This is a genomic window from Agromyces sp. Marseille-P2726, assembly GCF_902809835.1.
In the GTDB taxonomy this organism is placed as follows: Bacteria; Actinomycetota; Actinomycetes; order Actinomycetales; family Microbacteriaceae; genus Agromyces.
Genome location: NZ_CADDWM010000009.1, coordinates 40,269 through 58,249 on the forward strand (window position 1 = coordinate 40,269; position 17,981 = coordinate 58,249).

The following is a 17,981-nucleotide window of genomic DNA, read 5'->3' on the forward strand; positions in this document are numbered from 1 at the left end:
CCTGGCCGACTCGCGCGCTCATGCCGGCCCTCCCTCGAATCCCGCCTCGTACGCCTCGAGCCACGCGAGCTCCTCGGCCATCACCGGATGCGGCTCGCTGTAGACGTGGGCGAAGATCTTCTCGCGGGTCGGTGCGGGCAGCTCGAGCGCCCGGCGGCGCAGGTCGGATGCGACATCCGACGCCTCGGTGTCGACGTCGTCGAAGAAGGCAGCGGATGCCCCGCGGCCCGCGAGCCACGTGCGGTACCGCGTGATGGGGTCGCGCTCGGCCCAGTGCTGCACCTCGGCATCGGCGCGGTACTTCGTGGGATCGTCGGCGGTCGTGTGCGCGCCCATGCGATAGGTGAGGGCCTCGATGAGGCTGGGACCCGCACCGGCGCGCGCCTCGTCGAGCGACTGCCGCGTCACGGCGTAGCTGACGAGCACGTCGTTGCCGTCGATGCGGACTCCGGGCATGCCGAATCCGCCACCCCGGAGCGAGAGCGGGGAGCGCGACTGGCGCGAGACGGGCACCGAGATCGCCCAGTGGTTGTTCTGGATGAAGAAGACCTGCGGCGTCTGGTAGCTCGACGCGAAGACGAGGGCCTCGTTGGCGTCGCCCTGCGACGTGGCTCCGTCGCCGTAGTACACGAGCACCGCGGCATCCGTCTCGGGCTCGCCCGTTCCGGAGAGGCCGTCGAACTGGAGGCCCATGGCGTAGCCCGTGGCGTGCAGGGTCTGCGCCGCGAGCACGAGGGTGTAGAGGTGGAAGTTGCCGTTCTCGTCGGGGTTCCAGCCGCCGAGCGTCGCGCCGCGGAGGAGCTCGAGGATGTGCACGGGGTCGAGCCCGCGGATCATGCCCACGATGTGCTCACGGTAGGAGGGGAAGAGGTGGTCCTGCGCGCGGGCGGCATGCGCCGACCCGACCTGCGCGGCCTCCTGGCCGTGGCTCGGCACCCACAGCGCCAGCTGGCCCTGGCGTTGCATGTTCGCGCTGGCGATGTCGATGCGGCGCGAGACCACCATGTCGCGATAGAACCGCTCGAGCATCTCGTCGGGCAGCGCCTCGACGAGTGGCAGGTACGGCTCGGCCTCGGGGGTGGGGCGCAGCTCGCCAGCTGGCGTCAGGAGTCGGACCCTCGGCGCGGTGAAGTCTCGTTGGCGGGCTGTCACCGTTCCACGCTACCCGCTACGCTGGGCGCCCTTCTTGTGAGGCCGGCACAAGCTCACCGAGAATCCGGAGGAGGGTTTCGACAGACTCCTCCTCGCCCACCGAGACCCGGATCCCGTCGGGCGGGAACGCCCGCGTGACCAGTCCGGCGTCGAAGAGCCGCTCGGCGACGACCGAGGTCTGCTCGCCGGTCGGCAGCCAGACGAAGTTTCCCTGGGCCACCGGGATCGGCCAGCCCTGTTCGATCAGCGCCGCACGGAGCCCGTCGCGGCGGGCGGCGATCGTGGCGACCCGTTCGAGCAGTTCGGCCTCGGCCGCGGGCTCGAGCGAAGCCAGCCCGGCGGCGGTTGAGGCGGCGGTGACGCTCAGCGGGATGGTGGTCGATCGCGCCGCATCGAGGACGGGCACCTGGCCGATGGCGTAGCCGACGCGAAGCCCGGCGAGTCCGTAGGCCTTCGAGAAGGTGCGCAGGATCACGAGGTTCGGGTACCGGCCGATGAGGGTACGGCCGTCGACGGATGCCGCATCGCGCACGAACTCGATGTAGGCCTCGTCGAGCAGCACGAGCCGGTCGGCCGGCACGCGGGCCATGAACGCCTCGAACTCGGATGCCATGACGATGGTGCCGGTGGGGTTGTTCGGAGAGCACACGATGACGACTCGCGTGCGATCGGCGATCGCTTCGGCCATGCGGTCGAGGTCGTGGCCGTGGTCGGCTCGGTTCGGCACGGTCACGCTCGTGGCACCCGAGACGGTGACCAGGCCCGGGTAGGCCTCGAACGATCGCCAGGAGTAGACGACCTCGTCGCCCGCGCCCGCGGCGGCCGCGATGAAGGCGGCGAGCAGGGCGACCGACCCGGCGCCCACGATCACCTCGTCGGCGGTCACCCCGTACCGTTCGGCGAGCTTCTCGCGCAGCACCAGGGCCGTGGCGTCGGGATAGCGATTGATCTGCTGCGCGGCCGCGGCCACGGCGTCGGCGACGCCGGCGAGCGGTGGGAACGGGTTCTCGTTGCTCGACAGCTTGAAGCCGTCGGCAGGCGCGGGCCGCCCCTGTCGGTATGGCGGAAGGGCGGCGATCTCGGGGCGCAGGCGAACGCTCGGCCCCGTCGGCTCGGGTGCGGTCACGGATTCCACCGTACCCCTTCGCCGAACAGGGGCCGTCTGCCAGAGTGGGTGGATGCGGTTCATCGTCAAGGTCATCGTCGTCGCATTCGCCCTGTGGCTCACCACCCTCATCGTCTCGGGCGTACGAGTCGTTCCCTACGAGGACACGACCCTCGCGACGGTGCTGACGTACCTGCTCATCGCCCTGATCTTCGGGCTCGTCAACGCGGTCGTCGGCACGTTCGTGCGCATCATCGCCTTTCCCCTCTACGTCTTGACACTTGGTCTCATCTCCTTCATCGTGAACGGCCTGCTCCTGCTGCTCGTCGCGTGGATCAGCGACCTCATGGGCTTCGGCCTCGAGATCGACGGCTTCTGGTGGGGCGTGCTCGGGGCACTGGTGCTCGGCCTGATCAGCTGGCTCATCGGGCTCGTGGTGCGCCCGTCACGGGACTGACCTCGCGAGTCGCCACCCATTCGCTGCCTTCGCCGTCGACGCCGCGGGTGATCTCGCCGACGAGTTCGCGGAAGGCGGCGACGCGTTGCTCGTCGGACCGGTCGACGAGGGCGGCGGTCTCGCGGTAGCGCTCGAGTTCGTGAGCGGGGAGGACGCCGTCGTACGTGCGGTCGGCCTCGAGCACGCTCCTCGTGACGGTGAGCCGTTGATCCGACGGATGCCCCGCGCCGCCAACTGCCGGAACGAGATCCTCCTCGTGCTCGATCGAGAGCAGTACCGCGTCGTCGCGCGTCGGGGCGGATGCCACCGGGCCGCCCAGGTTGACCGCCCCGACCGCACCGAGCTCGGGGTCGGCCGCGAGCTTCGCGGCGATCACGCCGCCCCCCGAGTACCCCACGGCGAGCAGCGGATCGCCCGGCTGCATCCCCGCTTGACGCAGGGCCTCGCGTGTCGCCCGCTCGCCGGCACCGGAATCGGCGCCGGCCAGGCGGAGCAGGTCGAGCGCGGTGTCGTCGGCCACGCCGTGGGTGTTCGAGGTCATGTCCATCGGTTGTTCGCCGGCGACCAGCCCGACCTCCACGGTGCCCCCGACGTAGACGATCCATCGCGGATCGTCGGCGGTGCCGTACCGCTCGACCCGGATCTGCGCACTTCCGTCGCCGCCCGACGGCACACGCCGCGCGAGGTCGCCCACACCCGTCGGCGGCCGCACCGGCACGCCTCGATCCCCCTCGACACCTGCGCCTGCGGCCCGATCGACGCGAACCGGACCGTCGACGAATGCTCGACTGCCGAGCACGCCGAGCGCGCCCATCGTGCCGAGCAGCATCGACGCGCTCTCGGGAGCGCCGACGCCCGAGCCGATCGCGCTGATGAACGGGGCGGGCAACGGAACGTGCGCGGCTCCCATGCCGAACTCATCGGCATGGTCGGCCGCCAGCCGTACGAACCGCACGAACAACGGATCCGAGAGCAGGTCGCGATGCTCGACGAGCCATCGCTCGAGCGGCGTCGCCCCCCACCCGAGCGCACGCCACAGGTGCGATCCCGCGCCCTGCCCGGCCGCGGCCAGGGCACCACCGAGCAGCAGGGACGGGGCGGCGAAGCCGAGGAACGGCGCAGCGAAGGCCGCGCCGAGCGTCCAGAGGGCGCCGACGAGACGTTCGGTCGCGCCGTACTGCTCGGCGGCCTGGAGCAGGCCGGCTCGAAGGGATACCGCGAGCTCCTTCACCACGGCGACCACGCGATCGAACTCCTCGAGCGCCGCCATCGGGGACCCGGTGTGCCAGGCCTGCGCACTCCTCGGCAGCCGCTCGAGCTCCAGCCCGCGACGGATGACCCCGGCGCGTTCACGCCAACTCGCGACAACGGACTCGGTGGCCGCGAGCCGGGCGGCATCGACGAAGAGCTCGTCGATCGCGACCATGGATGAACCGCTGCCCGAGACGGTCAGCTCGTCGCTCATCGGAGGGGCGTGGCCGAGAGCGCATCGTGCTCGCTGCGCAGCCGGTCGACGCACTCCACGAGGGCCGCCTCGGCCCCATCGACGGCATCTCGCCCCCGGAAGAGGTGGCGTCGCAGCTCATCGAGGCGCTCGGCGTACCGATCGGCCGCCTCGGAGCGCCACCTGCCGGTCGCCGCAGGCACCAGCGTTCGATACGTGTCCCAGATCTCGGCCCGAAGGCTTCGGAGCATCACGAGATGGCGCTGCGCCGCGTCGAGGGCGCGGGCTGCGTCGGCGCGGTCGTTCGCCAGCAGGTCGGTGAGCGGATCGGAAGCGGCCATGGGCCGAGCCTTGTGCACGCGGTGTCGCGAGCAACCGGCTCTCGCCACATCCGTTGCGAACGCGTCGCCGGGCCGGCCCGTGGAGGACGAGACACGCCACGCCGGACTCCACCACAATGGAACGCATGACGGGAGCGCAATCCTCGGGCGGCGCCGCTCAGCCATTCCGAGTGTCGTTCGTGTGCACCGGAAACATCTGCCGCTCCCCGATGGCCGAGACCGTGCTGCGCTCGCTCGCCGAACGCACCGGGCTCGGCGAGCGCATCGCCATCGAATCGGCGGCGACGGGCGACTGGCACGTCGGCGAGCAGGCTGATCAGCGCACGATCGACGCCCTCGAGCGCGCGGGGTACGACGGATCGCACCATCGGGCCCGCCAGTTCGACGCGCACGACTTCCCCGACCTCGATCTCGTCGTCGCGTTCGACCGCGGGCAGGCACGGATCCTTCGGAACCAGGCGCCCACCTCGCTCGACCAGGACAAGGTGCGGCTGCTCCTCGAGTTCGACGCCGAACTCGCCGGGCTGCACGACGTACCAGACCCCTACTACTCGGATGCCGCGACCTTCGATCGAGTTCTTGCGATGATAGAGCGGGCGACGCAGGCGCTCTTCCGACAACTCGCCCCCGCTCTCAGACAAGGAACCCGATGACTTCGCTGCCTCCCCAGCCGCTCAGCCCGCTCGACGGACGGTATCGCTCGGCGGTCGGCGAACTCGGAGAGCACCTCTCCGAGGCGGGCCTGAACCGCGCGCGCGTGCACGTCGAGATCGAGTGGCTGATCGCGCAGACCGATCGGGGCTTCTTCGGCGCGACGCCGCTCTCCGCCGAGCAGCAGGCGCAGCTGCGCGAGATCGTGAGCGGATTCGGGCCGGCCGACATCGACGAGCTCGCCTCCCTCGAGGCGACGACCCGCCACGACGTCAAGGCGGTCGAGTACTTCGTGCGGCGGCGGCTCGAGTCCCTCGGACTCGACTCGATCGCCGAGCTCACGCACTTCGCGTGCACGAGCGAGGACATCAACAACCTCTCCTACGCCATCACGGTGCGCGACGCGGTACAGCAGGTGTGGCTGCCCAAGTACCGCGCGGTCATCGACACGCTCGCCCAGCTCGCGACGGAGCACCGGGATGCCGCGATGCTCTCGCGCACGCACGGGCAGCCCGCCACCCCCACGACGATGGGCAAGGAGCTCGCCGTCTTCGCACACCGCCTCGAGCGCATCGCGAAGCAGGTCGAGGCAACCGAATACCTGGGCAAGTTCTCGGGCGCCACCGGCACGTTCTCGGCGCACATCGTCGCCGCCCCCGATGTCGCGTGGCCCGACGTCTCGCGCGAATTCGTCGAGTCGCTCGGACTGACGTGGAACCCCCTCACGACGCAGATCGAGTCGCACGACTGGCAGGCTGAGCTCTACGCTCGCGTGAGCCACGCCAATCGCGTGCTGCACAACCTCGCGACCGACGTCTGGACCTACATCTCGCTCGGCTACTTCCGGCAGATCCCAGCGGCGGGCGCGACGGGATCATCGACGATGCCGCACAAGGTGAACCCCATCCGGTTCGAGAACGCCGAGGCGAATCTCGAACTGTCGAGTGCGGTGCTCGATTCGCTCGCCGCGACCCTCGTCACCTCGCGGCTGCAGCGCGACCTCACCGACTCCAGTGCGCAGCGCAACATCGGCGTGGGCTTCGGGCATTCGGTGCTCGCGCTCGACAACATCCAGCGCGGGCTGGGCGAGATCGATCTCGACCGCGACCTCCTGCTCGCCGACCTCGACATGAACTGGGAGGTGCTCGGGGAGGCGATCCAGACCGTCATCCGAGCCGAGGTGGTCGCGGGGCGCTCGACGATCGCCGACCCCTATGCGCTGCTCAAGGAGCTCACCCGCGGCAAGCGGGTGGGGGCTGCCGAGCTGGCCGAGTTCGTCGACCGCCTCGAGATCGGGGATGCCGCGAAGCAGCGGCTGCTCGCGCTGACCCCCGCGACCTACACGGGCCTCGCTTCGGAGCTCGTCGACCGGTTCGAACCGGCCGTTCGGCCGTAGCCTGCGACCTCAGTGCGCGGGCGGCTCCGACCCGGGCTCGCCGCCGGCGTCATGATCGGCGTCGTCCCCGCCGAGCTCGGCCGACTCCGAGGCATCGGGCTTGACCGCCATCGCCAGCAGCGCCAACACGACGAGCACGACGATGAATACGCCACCGGTGACGATGAGCGACATCGTCCAGTCGCGCGTGACCATGAGCACGATGGCTCCAGTGAAGATCGCGGCGATCGCCGAGCCGCCGACGTACTCGATCGGGCGCAGCATGTCGCGCCGGCTCGGCTTGAATTCGCCGGGGGAATGGGTCACGAGTGTTGCTCCGTTCCGGATGCCGCGGCGTCGGGGGCCGCGGCCCACTTCAGCGAGAACCCGCCGATGACGAGATAGACACCCAAGATCACCAGGTAGCCGCCGAGCAGGCCGACGGCAGTGACGGAGTCGGGCGGAAGCAGGAGGAACACGATCGCGAGCAGCGCGGTGAACGCGCCCGCGGCGATCCAGTCCCGTGATGCGGGCGTGCGTGCGCGCCCGCGCAGCCCGGCATAGAGCTCGACGAAGCCCGTCACTGCCGCCCACACGCTGACGAGGTAGAGGAAGAACGGCAGGCCGCCGGGCACCGTGACGGCGAGCAGGCCGGCCGCGACCGTTGCGACGGCGGTGATGACGAACGGCGATCGGATGCCGCGATCAGCCATGAATCGCATGGTGAGCGCTCCGACCACGAGACCCGACAGGATCGCCCACGCCCCGAACACCATGAGGCCGACCTCGGGCGCGTGACTCTGCGAGAACGTGATGATCACGGCCGGCGCGAGCGCGAGGAGTCCGCGCACGACCGGGACGATCCAGTACTGTGCGCGCTCGGGGGCATGGCGTGCGGTGGCCAGGGTGACCTCTTTCAGGGTGGAACGGGATTCCGATCCATCCTACGCGGCGCATCCGGACGGTGCCCCGGTGGCACTAGCGCGACGCACTCGCCGCGCCGTGCGTCGGATCCCGCGCGAAGAGCCGCACGACGTCCGTCTCCAGCGGTCTCCGCTCGAGCTCGACGAACCCCGATGCACGCAACGTGTCGACATCGGGCTCGACACCGTCCGGGCTGCGAGCGACGACGATCACCCGGTCGATCCCGTCCAGGCGTTCCCGGAGCTCAGCCAGCGGCGCGGTGACATCCCATAGTCGATCGGTCTCGTGATGAGCGCGTACCAGCCCGAGGTCGACGAGGTCGACGAAGCCGTCGGGATACGTGTACATCGCCAGTCGCGGCCGCAGCGATGGTCGAACGCTCTCGTCGAAGAGCACACCATCGCCGGGCTCGGCCATGCTCCCGACGGTCGCCGACACCGCCTGCCAATCGGTACCCAGGTTCTTCGCGTACGGGGTGCGCTGGTCGACGTACGCCGGGACGGCGAGGCCGATGATGACCGCGAGCACGAGGGCCCCGACCACGTTCGGTCGCATCCGCCCGACGGCGATGGCGACGGCGATGGCGACGCCGGGGGCGCAGAACACCAGGTACCGCGGCGTGTACAGCGGCGTCAGCACCTCGGTCGCGATGAGCAGTACCGCGGTCGGCAGCACGAACCACGCGAGCCCCAGGCCGAGCAACCAGCGCTCGCCCGCCCAGGCTGGATCCCGTGCGGATGCGATCCCCACTGCGACGGATGCCGCGACGAGCATCCAGCTCACGACGGCGAACGATCCGAGCATGAACCATTGCCCGACGAGCACGCCGTCGAGCGTCACGACGTCCTGATCGGCACGGAATGCGACCTGCTGCCGCTGGGCAGCGGCGACGACGATGATCGGGGTCGCGAGCACGAGCGCGACGGCGGCGGGGAACGCGAAGTCGACGAGACGCGCGCGACGTTGCGGATGCAGCGCGAGCGCGATCGCGTGGATGGGAAGCATCAGAACCAGGTAGAGGTTCAGGTAGACGCTCAGCGCGAGCCCGACCGAGTATCCCCACCACCAGCCGCGGGGCATCCGCCCGTCCATCAGGTACGCCAGCAGCACGGTGAGCCACACCGCGCACGCGGTCGCGAAGGCGAGCGGTCGCGCCTCGGTCGCCGCCTGCGAGATCCTCGGCACCACGCAGAGCACGACCGCGGCGGTGAGGGCGGTCACGCGGTCGGCCCGGGTTCGCACGAGCAGGTAGAGGCCGGCGGCCGCCGCGCCGTACGCGAGCCCCGATGGCAGGCGTACCGCGAACGGAGACGTGCCGGCGAGGTCCGTCCACACGTGCAGCACCGCGTAGTACAGGCCGTGCACCGCGTCGACGTTGCCGAGCAGCGCGGCGAGCGATTCCCAGTCCCGGCGTGCCGACATGAGGCTCGCCGCCTCTTCACCCCACAGCGAGGGGATCCACGAGCCGGCGATCCCGACGGTCGCCGCCGCGCACGCGATCACGAGCGCGACACGAGCATCGCTCCACCCGGCGGCGCGTTGCGTCGCGCGAGCCGCCTCGACGGTGTGCGAGCCGATCATCCGGGCCCGCCGGTCCTGGACATCACCACCATTCTCCGCCAGGGCGCCCGGCCCGGCCTGATGTGCGCCGGGTTCGGTTCCCCTCCCGGGCGCCGGGCCTCAGAAGGCCTTGAGGATGTCCTCCACCCGCTGCTTGGCGTCGCCGAAGAGCATCTGCGCGTTGTCGCGGTAGAACAGCGGGTTCGGAACGCCGGCATAGCCGCTCGCCATCGACCGCTTGAACACGATCACGTTGTCGGCCTCCCAGACGCGCAGCACCGGCATGCCCGCGATGGGACTGCCCGGGTCTTCGGCCGCGGCCGGGTTCACCGTGTCGTTGGCGCCGATCACGAGCACGACCGACGTCTCGGCGAGGTCGTCGTTGATCTCGTCCATCTCCTCGACGATGTCGTACGGCACCTTCGCCTCGGCGAGCAGCACGTTCATGTGGCCGGGCAGGCGCCCCGCGACCGGGTGGATTCCGAAGCGCACGTCGATGCCGCGCTCGCGGAGCTTCTGCGTGAGCTCGGCGACGGGATACTGCGCCTGCGCGACGGCCATGCCGTACCCGGGCGTGATGACCACGCTCGAAGCGTTCTTCAGCAACTCCGCGGCATCCTGAGCCTGGATCTCGTGGTGCTCGCCCAGGTCCTCGTCGCCCTTCCGGGGCGCCTCGATGCCGAAGCCGCCGGCGATGACCGAGATGAACGACCGGTTCATCGCCTTGCACATGATGTACGACAGGTAGGCACCCGAGGAGCCGACGAGCGCGCCGGTCACGATGAGCAGGTCGTTGTTGAGCAGGAACCCGGCGGCGGCCGCGGCCCAGCCGGAGTAGCTGTTGAGCATCGAGACGACCACGGGCATGTCGCCGCCGCCGATCGACGCGACGAGGTGCCATCCGAGCGCGAGCGCCAGGGCGGTCACCACGATCAGCAGCCAGAGCTGGGAGTCCATGACGTACCAGACCGTGAGGCCGACGAACACGACCAGCGCGCCGAGGTTCAGCACGTTCTTGCCGGGAAGCACGAGCGGGGCCGACTTCATGCGCGCCGAGAGCTTCAGGAATGCGACGACCGAACCCGTGAAGGTCACGGCGCCGATGAACACGCCGATGAACACCTCGGCGTGGTGGATGTCGGCGAGAGGCCCCTCGAGCGCGGGCGGGTCGAGCGCGCCGTTCCAGCCGACGATCACCGCGGCGAGACCGACGAAGCTGTGCAGCAGCGCGATGAGCTCGGGCATCCCGGTCATCTTCACGATGCGGGCACGCCAGAGGCCGATCGCGGCGCCGATGATCACGGCGACGATGAGCAGGACGAGGCCGACCATGACGGAGGGCTCGCCCCACCCGCCGGCGAAGGTGAGCCAGATCGTGGCGGCCAGGGCGATGGCCATGCCGATGATGCCGTACGTGACACCGGATCGGGCGGACTCGTGCTTGCTCAGGCCGGCGAGGCTGAGGATGAACAGCAGGGCGGCGACGATGTACGCGGCGCCGGCGATGGACTCGGGGGTCAGCAGGTTCTCAGGCAATGGGGGCTCCTAGGGCGTTGTCGATGGCGTCGGTCAGCTGCCGGCCCGCTCGCCCTTGGCGAACATTCCGAGCATGCGTCGCGTCACCGCGAACCCGCCGAAGATGTTGATGGAGGCGATCAGGATGGCGACCGCCGAGAGCACCTGCACGACCGGGTCGGTGCTCGTCACCTGCACGATCGCGCCGACGATGATGATGCCCGAGATCGCGTTCGTCACGCTCATGAGCGGCGTGTGCAACGCGTGCGCCACCTTGCCGATCACGTAGAAGCCGATCACGACCGACAGCACGAGCACCGTGATGTGCTGCGGCAGCGGCTCGGGTGCGATCGCGTTCACGACGAAGAGCGCGGCGATGCCGGCGACGATGAGCGCGAGGCGTCCGCCCTTCGAGAGCTTGCGCTTGGGCTTGGTGGTGACGGATGCCGCGTCCGCGACATCCGCTGCCGCCTTCGCCTGCGCCGGGGCCGTCGCCGCCGAGACCTGCACGGGAGGCGGCGGCCACGTCACCTCACCGTCGCGCACGACCGTGACGGCGCGCTGCACCACGTCGTCGAAGTCGATGACGAATCGACCGTCGTTGCCCGGCGTGAACAGCTTCACGAGGTTCACGAGGTTGGTGCCGTACAGCTGCGACGCCTGCGTGGGAAGGCGCGACGCGAGGTCGGTGTAGCCGAGGATGATCACGCCGTTCGGCGTGACGATGCGCTCGCCCGCGACGGAGCCCTCGACGTTGCCGCCCTGCGCGGCCGCCATGTCGACGATGACGCTGCCGGGCTTCATGCTCGCGACATCCGCTGCCGTGATGAGCCGCGGCGCCGGACGGCCCGGGATCAGCGCCGTCGTGATGATGATGTCGCCGTCGCGCGCCTGCTCGGAGTAGATCTCGGCCGCGCGGCGATCATAGGCCTCGCTGGTCGCCTTGGCGTAGCCGTCGGTCGACTGCTCGACCTCGACCTCGACCTTCAGGTACTCGCCGCCGATCGACTTGACCTGGTCGGCCACCTCAGGACGAGGGTCGGTCGCCCGCACGATGGCGCCGAGGCTGGATGCCGCACCGATGGCGGCCAGGCCGGCGACGCCGGCCCCCGCGACGAGCACCTTCGCGGGTGGCACCTTGCCCGCTGCCGTGACCTGTCCGGTGAAGAACCGGCCGAACTCGTGCGCCGCTTCGACGACGGCGCGGTACCCGGCGATGTTCGCCATCGAGCTCAGCACGTCCATCGACTGGGCCCGCGAGATGCGTGGCACGGCATCGAGCGCGAGCGCCGTCACGCCACGCGCGGCCAGGGCCTGGAGCAGGTCGGGGCGCAGTGCCGGGCTGAGCAGGCTGATCACGGTGGTGCCCGGCTCGAGCAACGCGATCTCGGTGTCGGTCGGCGCATTCACCTTGAGGACGATGTCGCTGGCGATCGCCGCGGGCGCCGACACGATCGCCGCGCCCGCGGCGGTGTACGCGTCGTCGGGGAAGGACGACTTCTCGCCGGCGCCGGTCTCGACGGCGACGTCGTATCCCATGCCGATCAACTGCTTCACGGTCGCCGGCGTTGCGGCGACTCGGGTCTCCGAGCCATGCTCGGTGACGACGCCGATGCGCGTCATTGCTTACTCCTTCTCGTCGCGGCGACCATGTGCTCGTCGGTGCGACGTGGCATCTCGCCCATGGCTCCGTGCGGGATGCCGTCCGGCGGAGCCGGGCGCGGCAGCACTGCTGCAGGGATCACCCTACGTGCGGGTCGGTGGCTCCTTCTTACATTAAGGGTGCCCGGCGGCGAAAGTTCCGCGATTCTTTCCCGCCGCGAAACTCAGCGGTCCTCGGAACACCTCATCCTCCCGCCACGACGTCGGGCGTCAGCGCGGTGATCGAATCGAGCACGACGTCGGCGAGCGCCAGCGACTCCGCCGACGGCGGGTACGCGCGGTTCGGCACGGCGATGACGCGCATGCCCGCCGCGTGCGCCGAGCGGATTCCGTTCGACGAGTCCTCCACGGCCGCGCAGTCGGCCGCACTGACTCCGAGGCGCGAGGCAGCTTCGAGGTAGACGTCGGGCTCGGGCTTGCCGCGCTCGACCTCCTCGCTCGAGACCACGGCTCGGAACGCGTCGGCCACTCCCGCAAGGGAGAGCGCCAGCTCGATCAGCTCCCGATTCGACGAGGAGGCGACCGCGAGCGGATAGCGTTCGGCCAGGGCGCGAACCGCGTCGGGCGCGCCGTCGATCAGGGGCAGTTCAGCGCGATACGACCTCGCCATCTCGCCCACCACGCGGCGTCCGATCTCAGCCGGCGCGTCGGGAACCCCGAGTTCTTCGTGCAGGTAGGCCTGCCACTCGGGGGCGCTCATGCCCTGCATCTTCCGCGTGGCCTCGTCGGGATAGGGCCGGCCGGAGTCGAGCACGAGTTGTCGGCGAACGGCCTCCCACCGCTGCTCGCTCTCGACGATCACGCCGTCCATGTCGAATACGACTGCCGCGACCATGCCGGAGAGCTTACCGACGCTTGTCGTCATGGAGGCCGGCGGCCGGGCAGGCCTGCGCGGAAGCCGGAGGCGCGCGGTCACGCGGGGTCGCGCAAGCGCGCTGTCAGTTCCGAACGTCGACCTCACCCCCGGAATCGCCGGCCGCTGACGCAGCGCCAGCGCCGCCGGGACGTGTCGCACCGAGTCCACCGCGGCGCGGGCGGCATGCGACATCCGCCGGCGTGTGTAGGTGGACAGGGCCTCGATGTACCGGCGCGAGCCCTCTGCATACAGCACGCCCATCGCCAGCGACGACTTGCCCGACCCCGACACCCCCGCGATCGCCACCAATTGCTGCAACGGCACGTCCACGTGGATGTTCTTCAGGTTGTGCACCCGCGCACCGCGCACCTCGATGGCGGTCGGCGCGGCAGTGCGGGCCGCCGGTTCGGCGTTGCGCGTCATGGGTCCTACCGTTCGATGGCACGGAGCATCAGTGACAGGTCCGACCATACAAGTGCGGCTCGGATGCCGGAACGCCGGTCGACGCAGCAGTTCACCGTGTGGCGACGCCGCAGATCACGGTGTTGACCGGGTAGAACACGCTTCGCTGCAGCATCCGTTCGAAGATCTCGGTATGCCGGAATCCAGCGGCTTCGATCGCGGCTCCAGTGTCGCGATGCGGATCGCACCCCTCGAACACCCATCCCCACGGCACGTGAAGCGCCCGCTGCACGCGCGCACGCGTGCTTCCCGCCGGCGCGGCGACGTGTTCGACGAATCGGAAGCGCCCTCCGGGGCGCAGGACGCGCCTCACCTCGCGGAGCACCGCGTCGGGGTCGGTCACCGTGCACAGCACGAGGGAGCAGATCACGTCATCGACGGATGCATCGGGCAGCGGCATCCGCTCGGCGTACTCGGCGATGATCCGCACCGTGACGCCCTCCCGAGCGCTTCGTCGCGCGAGCGCCTCGTGCATGCGCGCATTGGGTTCCACGGCGATGAGTTCCGAGCCCGACGGCAGGTAGCCCAGGTTGGCGCCGACGCCCGGTCCGAGTTCGACGATGGTTCCGGTGGCGAGCCCGGCGAACGCCGTCTGCTTGAGCGGCGCGGTGAGGCGATTGATGTGCCGGTCCAGCGCCGAGAAGAACCAGGCGTTGAAGCGTCCGCGCACGGGGTGGTCGAACGGTCGGATGCCGCTCGCGATGCTGCTCGCATGTGGATCGACGCGCGTGGTTGTCGTCATGCCGTCATTCCATCGGGCGGTCGCTTCGCGCAGCATCGCTCGGAGAGGCCATCCTCGCGTGGCCGATTCGGGCCACCGCGCCCGCGACGCCGCACCCATTGCACACCCGCGGGGGCTACCATGAGTACTTCGAGTCCGAGCTGGTGCTGCCGCTGCCCACGAACGGCGCGTTGAATTCCGGCATCCCATTCGCACAATCACGGAGCCGCAATGTCCGTCGTGAAGATCAACGCCCTCACCGTCCCACCCGGGGCAGGCCCCGAGTTGGAGGCTCGGTTCGCTGCCCGCAAGCACGCCGTCGACTCCGCACCCGGTTTCGAAGGGTTCCAGCTCCTGCGCCCGGTGGCCGGCGACGACCGCTACTTCGTCGTGACGACGTGGGCGACCGAGGCGGACTCCCAGGCATGGCGCGGCGGCCGCGCCGAAGTGGCGCACGCCCGAGAGAGTCGCACACCCGTGGCCAGTGGTGCCGAACTGCTCGAGTTCGAAGTCGTCGAACTCGACTGAACCCGCCTCGACGTCGTCTAGCCGAGCTTGCGCCGGTAGATCGCGATGGCGAAGCCGTAGGCGACCACGAGGATGCCGATGAGCCAGGCCAGGGCGATCCAGATGTCACTGCCGACGGGCTGCCCGGCGAACAGCGCCCGCATCGTGTTCACGATCGACGTCACCGGTTGGTTCTCGGCGAACCACGCGACCGGCGCCGGCATCGAATCCGTGGGCACGAAGGCCGAGCTGATGAACGGCAGGAAGATCAGCGGGTAGCTGAAGGCGCTCGCACCGTCGACCGTCTTGGCCGAGAGCCCGGCGACCACCGCGATCCAGGTGAGGGCGAGGGTGAACAGCACCAGGATGCCGGCGACCGCGAGCCACGCCGCCGGTGATGCCCCGGTGCGGAAGCCCATGATCAGCGCGACGCCGATGACGATCGCGACCGAGATCACGTTCGCGGCCAGCGAGGTGAGCACATGGGCCCACAGCACGCTCGACCGTGCGATCGGCATCGACTGGAATCGTTCGAAGATGCCGCCCTGCAGATCGAGGAAGAGCCGGTACGCGGTGTACGCGACTCCCGATGCGATCGTGATGAGCAGGATGCCGGGCAGGAGGTAGTTGACGTACGACTCGCCGGACCCGGTGTTGATCGCACCGCCGAACACGTACACGAACAGCAGCATCAGCGCGATCGGCGTGACCGCGGTCGTGATGATCGTGTCGGGGCTTCGGAGGATGTGGCGCAGCGAGCGGCCGGTGAGAACGCCGGTGTCGCCGAGGACGTGGGTGGTCATCGGGAATTCCCTTCTGCCTGGACCGTGTCGCTGGTGCGGTCGGTCTCGGCCATGTTGCCCGCGCCGCCGTCGCCGACGAGGGCCAGGAAGACCTCCTCGAGGGAGGGCTGCTTCTCGACGTACTCGACCTTGGCGGGCGGGAGGAGTTGCTTGAGCTCGGCGAGCGTGCCGTTCTGGATGATCGTGCCCTCGTGCAGGATCGCGATCCGGTCGGCCAGATGCTCGGCCTCGTCGAGGTACTGCGTGGTGAGCAGCACGGTCGTACCGTTCGCGGCGAGTTGCTCGATGGTGCGCCAGACCTCGACGCGTGCCTGTGGGTCGAGCCCGGTCGTCGGCTCGTCGAGGAAGATGATCGGCGGATCGCCGATCAGGCTCATCGCGATGTCGAGCCGGCGGCGCATGCCGCCCGAGTACGTCGACGCCTTGCGGTTTCCCGCCTCGCTGAGCGAGAAGCGAGCGAGCAGGTCGTCGGCGATCGCACCCGGGTTCTTCAGGTGACGCAGCTTGGCCACCAGCACGAGGTTCTCACGACCGGTGAGCACCTCATCGACCGCGGCGAACTGCCCGGTCAGGCTGATCGACTCTCGCACGTCGCCCGGATGTTCGGCGACATCGAAGCCGTGGACCGTCGCGGTGCCCCCGTCTGCGTTCAGCAGCGTCGACAGGATCCGCACCAGCGTGGTCTTGCCCGCGCCGTTCGAGCCGAGCAGCGCGAAGATGGTTCCCCGCTGCACATCGAAGTCGACGCCCCGCAGCACCTGCAGGTCCTTGAACGATTTCTCGATGCCCTGCACCTGGATGGCTGGTGCGAGAGCCTGGTCGATGGTCACTTCTGCTCCTCTCGCTTTGCGTCGTCGATCGCCTTGGTCAGGCGGGCGCGCTCCTTGTCGATCCAGCGCTTCCCGGCGTACGCCTGGGCGAACGCATCGGCGAACTCGACCGGATCCTCGCCGACGATCGCACTGATCGGCGTCCCGTCCGCGGCCGCGCGCTCCCAGAGGTCGGCGAAGTCGCTGAGCATCGTGATCATCATCTCCGCGTCGCCGTCGGTGATCCCGCCGTTGTACATGAGGTACCGCTCGAATGCCTTCGCGGCGGCGCGATACGGCTCGGGAAGGGCCTCGATGCGGGCCTTGTACTGCCGGTACTGCTTCTTCTGCTCGAGCGACCCCGTAAGGGCCTCGATCCATTTCGCTGCCATTTCAGTTCTCTCCTTCGGGGATTTCGCTGTGGAGGTGTTGGATCCGCTCGGCGAGCGAGCTCCACGTCCGCCAGAATTCCGCGAGGTACTCGCTGCCCTTCTGGTTGAGCGAATAGACCTTGCGCGGTGGCCCCTTCTCCGAGGGGACCTTCTCGACGTCGACGAGGCCGCGCTGTTCGATCCTGACCAGCAGCGCGTACACGGTGCCCTCGACGATGTCGGAGAAGCCCTCGTCGCGAAGCCGGGCCGTGATCTCGTACCCGTATGCGGGCCGAACGGCCAGGATCGCGAGGACGATGCCATCGAGCGTGCCCTTCAGCATCTCGGTCATCTGTCTGCCCATGGGTTCCTGCCTTCGACTACTCAGCGTTGCTGACTACTGGTACATAGTAACCACGAGTACCGGTAGATAGCAACACTGAATACCGACCTCTTCCCGGGCGCGGCGCAAGCCCCGTCGGCTGTCCGGCCGCACTGCAGATGCTCGGCGTCCTCGAGGGCGTCGAACTCGACGATGACGGCCGCGTCGCTCCAGCCGTCTCGAAGACGCGAAATACATGGCGACCCCCGCAGCGCACGAGGAGCGTCTCCGCATGAGCGAGGAATTCACGAATCGCGCGGTCGACGCGCACACTAATGACGGGGGGCACCATCCCGCGCCTTCCAGTCAGGAGCCTCGACCGCAGCTCCGGGCGCGCTGACGTCGGCGAGGTGATCGTTCACGCACCTCGGATGTCGCGGCGCAGGTCAGCGACGGCTGGAGTACCGGGCCGCACCGACGATCATGGCGAGCGCCGCACCGAGCGCGGATACCAACGGCACCGCGACCACGGCGAGCGCGACCGTATTGGGGCGGAACTTCAGACCATCGGGGCCGCCGATGTACGCCCCGATCGGCACGGAATAGCCGCCGCCACCACCACCGCTTCCCTCGCCCCGCCCGGCCGGGATCTTCTCGGATGCCGGCATGTCGCCCGAACCCTCGCCTCCGCCGAAGCCGAACGCCACGAGCGCCACTGGCACGAGTTCACGTCCGTCCACCGTGGTCTTCTCGCCGTATGCCACCTTCGCGCCCCACGCGGGCACCGATTCCGCCAAGTTCTCGATGAGCTTCGCCATGGGTCGACGGTACGCGCGATGTCCACGCGCGGCTAGACCCGACGACGTTTCGCGCCCGCGGCGGTCCCGTCGACCACCTTCCCTACTCTGGGATCACACGGCGAACCACAGCGTCAGCTTGGCGAC

20 protein-coding genes are annotated in these 17,981 nt (G+C 69.5%); 4 read left to right on the top strand and 16 right to left on the bottom strand.

Annotated features, from left to right (window positions below):
- Positions 1-18: 18 nt before the first annotated feature.
- Together HUS56_RS02685 and HUS56_RS02690 are read right to left on the bottom strand one after the other, a co-directional pair.
- On the bottom strand, positions 19-1,152 hold the full coding sequence (locus HUS56_RS02685; RefSeq protein ID WP_371808289.1) for a thiamine pyrophosphate-dependent dehydrogenase E1 component subunit alpha: 1,134 nt from the start codon (positions 1,150-1,152) through the stop codon (positions 19-21).
- 16 nt (positions 1,153-1,168) lie between these two features.
- Positions 1,169-2,278: a histidinol-phosphate transaminase gene (locus HUS56_RS02690; protein ID WP_254431253.1), complete on the bottom strand. Its 1,110-nt coding sequence runs from the start codon at positions 2,276-2,278 to the stop codon at positions 1,169-1,171.
- Positions 2,279-2,330: 52 nt separating this feature from the next.
- On the opposite strand from HUS56_RS02690, the gene HUS56_RS02695 reads away from it, so the two are divergent.
- The gene (locus HUS56_RS02695; protein WP_173921880.1) at positions 2,331-2,714 is read left to right on the top strand and encodes a phage holin family protein; all 384 of its coding nucleotides are present in this window, start codon (positions 2,331-2,333) and stop codon (positions 2,712-2,714) included.
- On the opposite strand, the gene HUS56_RS02700 is transcribed toward HUS56_RS02695, so the two are convergent.
- Both HUS56_RS02700 and HUS56_RS02705 read right to left on the bottom strand, forming a co-directional pair.
- Complete coding sequence (locus tag HUS56_RS02700; RefSeq protein WP_173921879.1) at positions 2,680-4,179, bottom strand: hypothetical protein; 1,500 nt, start codon at positions 4,177-4,179, stop codon at positions 2,680-2,682. The two genes, HUS56_RS02695 and HUS56_RS02700, sit on opposite strands and share 35 nt — an antisense overlap.
- A complete protein-coding gene (locus tag HUS56_RS02705) occupies positions 4,176-4,499 on the bottom strand; it encodes a hypothetical protein (RefSeq protein ID WP_173921878.1) in 324 nt (107 codons plus the stop codon). The genes HUS56_RS02700 and HUS56_RS02705 overlap by 4 nt, the downstream gene beginning before the upstream one ends.
- Positions 4,500-4,624: 125 nt before the next feature.
- Between HUS56_RS02705 and HUS56_RS02710 the strand changes: the two genes are divergently transcribed.
- Positions 4,625-5,152, top strand: a complete 528-nt coding sequence (locus tag HUS56_RS02710) for a low molecular weight protein-tyrosine-phosphatase (protein WP_173921877.1) — start codon at positions 4,625-4,627, stop codon at positions 5,150-5,152.
- Positions 5,149-6,546, top strand: a complete 1,398-nt coding sequence (gene purB / locus HUS56_RS02715; protein WP_173921876.1) for an adenylosuccinate lyase — start codon at positions 5,149-5,151, stop codon at positions 6,544-6,546. The genes HUS56_RS02710 and purB overlap by 4 nt, the downstream gene beginning before the upstream one ends.
- A 9-nt stretch (positions 6,547-6,555) precedes the next feature.
- Here the strand turns inward: purB and HUS56_RS02720 are convergent, their stop codons facing one another.
- The 7 genes from HUS56_RS02720 to HUS56_RS02755 form a co-directional block, all read right to left on the bottom strand.
- On the bottom strand, positions 6,556-6,852 hold the full coding sequence (locus HUS56_RS02720; RefSeq protein WP_173921875.1) for a hypothetical protein: 297 nt from the start codon (positions 6,850-6,852) through the stop codon (positions 6,556-6,558).
- Complete coding sequence (locus HUS56_RS02725) at positions 6,849-7,376, bottom strand: hypothetical protein (protein WP_173921874.1); 528 nt, start codon at positions 7,374-7,376, stop codon at positions 6,849-6,851. The genes HUS56_RS02720 and HUS56_RS02725 overlap by 4 nt, the downstream gene beginning before the upstream one ends.
- Before the next feature lie 127 nt (positions 7,377-7,503).
- Positions 7,504-9,030 (bottom strand): glycosyltransferase family 39 protein, encoded by a 1,527-nt coding sequence (locus HUS56_RS02730; protein ID WP_173921873.1) that lies wholly within the window; start codon positions 9,028-9,030, stop codon positions 7,504-7,506.
- Between the two features lie 99 nt (positions 9,031-9,129).
- Positions 9,130-10,545, bottom strand: coding sequence for a Re/Si-specific NAD(P)(+) transhydrogenase subunit beta (gene pntB, locus HUS56_RS02735; protein ID WP_254431252.1), 1,416 nt, complete (start codon positions 10,543-10,545; stop codon positions 9,130-9,132).
- Between the two features lie 33 nt (positions 10,546-10,578).
- Positions 10,579-12,147, bottom strand: coding sequence for a Re/Si-specific NAD(P)(+) transhydrogenase subunit alpha (locus HUS56_RS02740; protein WP_173921872.1), 1,569 nt, complete (start codon positions 12,145-12,147; stop codon positions 10,579-10,581).
- Positions 12,148-12,370: 223 nt separating this feature from the next.
- Positions 12,371-13,465, bottom strand: coding sequence for an HAD-IA family hydrolase (locus HUS56_RS17110; RefSeq protein ID WP_217423918.1), 1,095 nt, complete (start codon positions 13,463-13,465; stop codon positions 12,371-12,373).
- A 91-nt stretch (positions 13,466-13,556) separates the two neighbouring features.
- The gene (locus tag HUS56_RS02755; RefSeq protein WP_173921871.1) at positions 13,557-14,246 is read right to left on the bottom strand and encodes a class I SAM-dependent methyltransferase; all 690 of its coding nucleotides are present in this window, start codon (positions 14,244-14,246) and stop codon (positions 13,557-13,559) included.
- Between the two features lie 210 nt (positions 14,247-14,456).
- Between HUS56_RS02755 and HUS56_RS02760 the strand changes: the two genes are divergently transcribed.
- Positions 14,457-14,753 carry an antibiotic biosynthesis monooxygenase gene (locus tag HUS56_RS02760; RefSeq protein ID WP_173921870.1) on the top strand — a complete coding sequence of 99 codons (297 nt, stop codon included), beginning with the start codon at positions 14,457-14,459 and terminating at the stop codon, positions 14,751-14,753.
- A 17-nt stretch (positions 14,754-14,770) separates the two neighbouring features.
- Here HUS56_RS02760 and HUS56_RS02765 read toward each other — a convergent pair whose 3' ends face one another.
- The 5 genes from HUS56_RS02765 to HUS56_RS02785 form a co-directional block, all read right to left on the bottom strand.
- Positions 14,771-15,535, bottom strand: coding sequence for an ABC transporter permease (locus tag HUS56_RS02765; protein WP_173921869.1), 765 nt, complete (start codon positions 15,533-15,535; stop codon positions 14,771-14,773).
- A complete protein-coding gene (locus tag HUS56_RS02770; RefSeq protein ID WP_173921868.1) occupies positions 15,532-16,365 on the bottom strand; it encodes an ABC transporter ATP-binding protein in 834 nt (277 codons plus the stop codon). The genes HUS56_RS02765 and HUS56_RS02770 overlap by 4 nt, the downstream gene beginning before the upstream one ends.
- Positions 16,362-16,736, bottom strand: coding sequence for a DUF1048 domain-containing protein (locus HUS56_RS02775; protein ID WP_173921867.1), 375 nt, complete (start codon positions 16,734-16,736; stop codon positions 16,362-16,364). The genes HUS56_RS02770 and HUS56_RS02775 overlap by 4 nt, the downstream gene beginning before the upstream one ends.
- 1 nt (position 16,737) lies before the next feature.
- Positions 16,738-17,079, bottom strand: coding sequence for a PadR family transcriptional regulator (locus HUS56_RS02780; protein ID WP_173921866.1), 342 nt, complete (start codon positions 17,077-17,079; stop codon positions 16,738-16,740).
- Positions 17,080-17,483: 404 nt separating this feature from the next.
- Entirely contained in the window at positions 17,484-17,855 is a 372-nt protein-coding gene (locus HUS56_RS02785; protein WP_173921865.1) for a hypothetical protein, read from the bottom strand.
- Positions 17,856-17,981: the final 126 nt, after the last annotated feature.

Bases quoted from the DNA above. Each gene is read 5' to 3' on its own strand.
- HUS56_RS02695 (WP_173921880.1), top strand. From the start codon at position 2,331: ATGCGGTTCATCGTCAAGGTCATCGTCGTCGCATTCGCCCTGTGGCTC.
- HUS56_RS02700 (WP_173921879.1), bottom strand. From the start codon at position 4,179: ATGAGCGACGAGCTGACCGTCTCGGGCAGCGGTTCATCCATGGTCGCG.
- HUS56_RS02705 (WP_173921878.1), bottom strand. From the start codon at position 4,499: ATGGCCGCTTCCGATCCGCTCACCGACCTGCTGGCGAACGACCGCGCC.
- HUS56_RS02710 (WP_173921877.1), top strand. From the start codon at position 4,625: ATGACGGGAGCGCAATCCTCGGGCGGCGCCGCTCAGCCATTCCGAGTG.
- purB (WP_173921876.1), top strand. From the start codon at position 5,149: ATGACTTCGCTGCCTCCCCAGCCGCTCAGCCCGCTCGACGGACGGTAT.
- HUS56_RS02730 (WP_173921873.1), bottom strand. From the start codon at position 9,030: ATGATCGGCTCGCACACCGTCGAGGCGGCTCGCGCGACGCAACGCGCC.
- HUS56_RS02740 (WP_173921872.1), bottom strand. From the start codon at position 12,147: ATGACGCGCATCGGCGTCGTCACCGAGCATGGCTCGGAGACCCGAGTC.
- HUS56_RS17110 (WP_217423918.1), bottom strand. From the start codon at position 13,465: ATGACGCGCAACGCCGAACCGGCGGCCCGCACTGCCGCGCCGACCGCC.
- HUS56_RS02755 (WP_173921871.1), bottom strand. From the start codon at position 14,246: ATGACGACAACCACGCGCGTCGATCCACATGCGAGCAGCATCGCGAGC.
- HUS56_RS02760 (WP_173921870.1), top strand. From the start codon at position 14,457: ATGTCCGTCGTGAAGATCAACGCCCTCACCGTCCCACCCGGGGCAGGC.
- HUS56_RS02765 (WP_173921869.1), bottom strand. From the start codon at position 15,535: ATGACCACCCACGTCCTCGGCGACACCGGCGTTCTCACCGGCCGCTCG.
- HUS56_RS02775 (WP_173921867.1), bottom strand. From the start codon at position 16,736: ATGGCAGCGAAATGGATCGAGGCCCTTACGGGGTCGCTCGAGCAGAAG.
- HUS56_RS02780 (WP_173921866.1), bottom strand. From the start codon at position 17,079: ATGGGCAGACAGATGACCGAGATGCTGAAGGGCACGCTCGATGGCATC.
- HUS56_RS02785 (WP_173921865.1), bottom strand. From the start codon at position 17,855: ATGGCGAAGCTCATCGAGAACTTGGCGGAATCGGTGCCCGCGTGGGGC.